This window comes from uncultured Mycobacterium sp., assembly GCF_964249325.1.
Lineage (GTDB): Bacteria > Actinomycetota > Actinomycetes > Mycobacteriales > Mycobacteriaceae > Mycobacterium.
On the sequence record NZ_CAXUCH010000210.1, the window covers coordinates 1 to 3,848 of the forward strand.

At 68.0% G+C, this 3,848-nt stretch carries 4 protein-coding genes and 3 pseudogenes (1 of these 7 running past the window's edge); 1 reads left to right on the forward strand and 6 read right to left on the reverse strand.

Annotated features, from left to right (window positions below):
* The coding region (locus ACFE99_RS20055; RefSeq protein ID WP_375488180.1) for an alpha/beta fold hydrolase at positions 1-979 on the reverse strand (979 nt) is incomplete at its 3' end.
* 10 nt (positions 980-989) lie between these two features.
* Positions 990-1,772 (reverse strand): pyrimidine reductase family protein, encoded by a 783-nt coding sequence (locus tag ACFE99_RS20060; protein WP_375488173.1) that lies wholly within the window; start codon positions 1,770-1,772, stop codon positions 990-992.
* A gap of 159 nt (positions 1,773-1,931) precedes the next feature.
* On the opposite strand from ACFE99_RS20060, the pseudogene ACFE99_RS20065 reads away from it, so the two are divergent.
* Positions 1,932-2,051, forward strand: a pseudogene (locus tag ACFE99_RS20065) (cell division protein ZapE); the annotation flags it as partial.
* Here ACFE99_RS20065 and ACFE99_RS20070 read toward each other — a convergent pair.
* From ACFE99_RS20070 to ACFE99_RS20085, 4 genes and pseudogenes are all read right to left on the reverse strand, one after another.
* Positions 2,041-2,571 (reverse strand): annotated as a pseudogene (locus ACFE99_RS20070) (GNAT family N-acetyltransferase); the annotation flags it as partial. The pseudogenes ACFE99_RS20065 and ACFE99_RS20070 overlap by 11 nt on opposite strands.
* Positions 2,559-3,065, reverse strand: a complete 507-nt coding sequence (locus tag ACFE99_RS20075; protein ID WP_375488174.1) for a hypothetical protein — start codon at positions 3,063-3,065, stop codon at positions 2,559-2,561. The pseudogene ACFE99_RS20070 and the gene ACFE99_RS20075, both read right to left, overlap by 13 nt.
* Before the next feature lie 77 nt (positions 3,066-3,142).
* A complete protein-coding gene (locus ACFE99_RS20080; RefSeq protein WP_375488175.1) occupies positions 3,143-3,736 on the reverse strand; it encodes a methylated-DNA--[protein]-cysteine S-methyltransferase in 594 nt (197 codons plus the stop codon).
* Positions 3,733-3,848 (reverse strand): annotated as a pseudogene (locus ACFE99_RS20085) (RNA polymerase sigma factor) (it continues 436 nt past the right edge of the window). The gene ACFE99_RS20080 and the pseudogene ACFE99_RS20085 overlap by 4 nt, the downstream one beginning before the upstream one ends.

Here is a 3,848-nt window from a genome sequence, read left to right on the forward strand (position 1 = left end):
GCAACGAGCTGACCGCCCCTTTGGGGTCTGGCCCCAGCGCGCAGTTCACCGCGGCGCACTGGGCGGCGAATGCGTCCAGAGCCGCCTGCTGACCCTTCACCTGCTGCTCGGCGGCGGCTTCGGCGCTCACCCCCAATGCAACCGGGGAGTCGAGGACCAACCTGACGACCTTGTCTGAGTGCGATCCGGCGTAGGTCAGCGCCACCTGGGCGCCGTTGCCGATCCCGATCAAAGCCAGTGCGGGTACGTCCCAAATGCTGCGTAGCCGTTCGATATCGGTAGCTGCGTGCGCGTTGTCGTAGGACGAGTCGCCGGGCGCGATGGTGTCAGTGCAACTAGTGGTCGCCTTGTCGGAGATATCGCTGAGGTTGGCCACCGGGTCGTCGCCGGCCTCGAACTGCGCCTGATCGCGCATCTCCTGGCGGTCGTACTGATCACGGCAGTCCACCGCGCTCGACATCCCCATGCCGCGACGGTCGACGGCGACGATGGGGTGGCTGCGCAGGACGTCGGCGCCCGCGCGCGAGAGCCAGACCGGCAGCTGCACCGACGACGGCAGGTCGGATCCGGTGGTGAAGACCAGCGGGCCGGCATCCTGCGGGGTCTGCACCGAGCGGGCGCGCACCGCGCCGATGCTCAGCGTTCCGGCTGCTCCGTTGACGGGGTCAAGGTCGGCGTCATAGCTGGCGCAGTCCAGTTTGACGCCAGGTGCGGCGGGAACCGCGGCGTCGGCGAACACCCGCCCGGTGCAGTCGTGCCACGACAAGTCGTTCTTGGGCGCGGGTATCGGCGGCGGACCGCCCGGTCGCGCGGTGGTGGCGGCCGCGCCCTGCGGGCGGGCACCGGAATTGGTGGCGAAGCGCGGATTGGCGGCCACGCCCGGAACGCAGGCGGCCAGCAGCATGGTCATCGCGAACGTCACCGCGACCACGACCCTGGCGGGCGTGCCGTGCCGACTCATGCCGACCACAGTAGCCAGCCGCCACGCGTCAAGCTCGCACGTAGCGGGTGTAGAGGTAGCCCGAATCGTCGGCCAGCACATGCGCGCAGCGCATCCGGGTGAGCACCTGTCCCGGGCCGGACGTAATGCGGGGAGCCAAACCCCCGACCACGCAGGGCGCGATCGTCAGACACAGCTCGTCGAGCAGGTCACGCTCGACGAACGAGCTCAGCAGCGTCGGACCGCCCTCGGTCAATACCCGGTACAGGTCACGCTCCGCGAGCGTGGCGAGTACCGCGGCCTCGTCCACCCGGCCAGGGTCATCGCCCGAGCAATCGGTGACATCGGCTACCTCGGCAAGGCGCTGCCGCGTCTCGTCGACCGCCGAGGTGCAGGTCAGCACCAGCGGCGGCACCTCGGTGCGGGTGAACACCGGCATATCGCGGTCCAGGCGACCCGAGCGTGTGACGATCGCCAACTGCGGGACTTCGCTTTGCCCGCGGCCCTGGCGCTGCTGGCGCTGTGCCACGGTCAGCCGGGCGCCGCTGTAGCCCTCGACCCGCCCGGTTCCCGCACCCACCAGGATCACATCGGCGAGTGCGCGCAGCAGGTTGAACAGCGCCCGGTCGCCGGGTCCGCCCAGCCCGCCGGTGGTGCCCTCGAGCGTGGCGGCCCCGTCGATGCTCGCGATGAAATTCGCCCGCACCCAGATACCACGGTGTTCGGCGGGGTAGCCGTAGAACTCCGGCAGTTCCCCGTCCTCGACCGCGCGGACCGACCCCAACAGCGTCAGATGCGCGCCGGGGCCTTGGCCGGCTACCGGGTCGGACATGAGCTTGATTGCAGCACGTCGCTACAGTGCCTGCATGCACGGCCCCGTCGCAGGCCGGGTTAATCGTCTGGTGGATCGGAATCCGAGTGTCTGCCCGCGCCGGCTGATGCCCAGCTGAACCCCCGCCCACGTTCGCCGACGTGAGCTTCGGGTTCTTGACTGGAGGGCATATTCAGTCAGGAGATGCTGGCCGGTGGTTTTCGGAAGAAGTATTTGCGGGCCACGTCACGGCTGCTGGGGCTGAGTGCGGACGCCTACGTGGAAACTGGCGAACCATGACGTAGTCGTTCTCGTGTTGCGCACCTAACCGGAACGTCCTCGTCCCGACGACGTGAAAGCCATGCCTGCGGTAAAAACGTTGCGCGCGTAGGTTTTTCTGATTCACGCCCAGCCACATGCAGCCGGCGCCGGATTGCGCGGCACCGGTTAATGCGGCGTCCATCAACGCCGTGGACACGCCCATACCGTGATTGTCCGGCAGCACATACATCTTGGAGAGCTCAACCGCCGGGCGGATGCTCACAGCGCGCTGCACGTCGGCGTCGTCGCTGACGCCGCAAACCAGCATGGCGTAGCCCAGGATTCGATTGCCTTGCCTCGCAGTGAGGATCAATCGCTGCGGATCGGCGAGATACTCGGCGAAGCGCGCCACAGACAGGTGGGCGTCGACGAACGACGCGATGCTTTCGGCCGTCACCGACGGCGGGCAGGCCAGCGGAAAAGTGCGTGCGGCGAGCGCGGCCAGCTGGCCGATGTCGACCGAATCCGCGGCGGCGACGCGAACGTCTACAGGTTCCACTGCGCCAGGTGCGCACCCGTCTTGCGGTCCAGCAACACGACATTGGATACCGGATCGCGGTAGGCGTCCCAATACACGCCGCCGTGCACGGTGGCGCCCGGGGCAGCGTTCAACAGCGCGCTGTCCAGCGCGTCGGGAGCATAAGATGCCCGCGACGTGTAGGCGTCGGCGAACGGGGTGACTCCGTCGAAGGTGAAGTCGCTCGCCATTTGGAAAGGGGTGGGCGACTTGATGGTGTAGATGGTGACGTCAGCGCGATTGACCTGGCTGTTGGGAAAGCTCTTGATCGGAACGCCGCTGCGGGTATAACCGAAGCCCGGCGGTGGGTCGACCGGCTCGACGCGGCTGACGGTGATGTCGGCGACGATTTTGCCGGTGTCGACCCGCAAGGTGTCACCGAGTCGGCCGATGGGCGCGTCGCCGGCTGCGGCGCGAGGAGCGGCGATGACCGCCGCGGCGACGAAGGTAACCAAGACAAGCAGCCAGCGGCGCATTTTCCTCCTCAGCGACGTTGGAATGATCGCATACGGGCATCCCGCGTACGCGCGGGTTACGCCACATCGCCGTACGCTCAGCCGGCTTCCAGGCGCAGCAGTGCGGACTTGGCCTGTTCTCCGCCGGCGTACTGGCCGGTCGAGCCGTCGGATCGCAGGACGCGGTGGCATCCAATCACGATCGGCAGCGGATTGCGGGCACACGCGGTGCCCACGGCGCGGACGGCGCGGGGGCTCCCCACGGCGGCGGCCACGCTGGCGTAGCTTTCCCGTTGCCCGTAGTCGATGCGGCGTAGGTGTTCGATGACGGCGCGGCGGAAGCCGCTTGCCAGCCGCAGATCCAGCGGAAGCTCAAAGTGCTTGCGGCGCTTGGCGAAATAGTCGTCGATCTGGCGGGCGGCGGCGTCCAGCCGAGCCGGTACCCGCAGAATCCGCGGACTCACCGAGCGGGCCAGCGCGTCCAGCACCTGGGCATGGTCCTGCACGTCGTAGGCGACCCGTACCAAACCGCTATCGGTGGCCGCCAGCAGCAGCACGCCGACCGGCGTGTCGATAGTGCGGTAGGCCACGTCGAGCAGCCCCTGTTCATCGGCGCTGCGTTCGAGTCGGGTGTGCAGCCGGGCCAACGTGGCGGTCTCATCGGCGTCATGGCTGAAAACATTGGTGCTCATGCTGTTTCATCTTTCTGGTATGTCTTGCGAAGCGTTTTGATGCCGTCGGCGGCGGCGCGGCGGGCGGCGTCGGGGGAGTTTCCGCGCAGCTCGGCCATCTCCGCGAACCCCC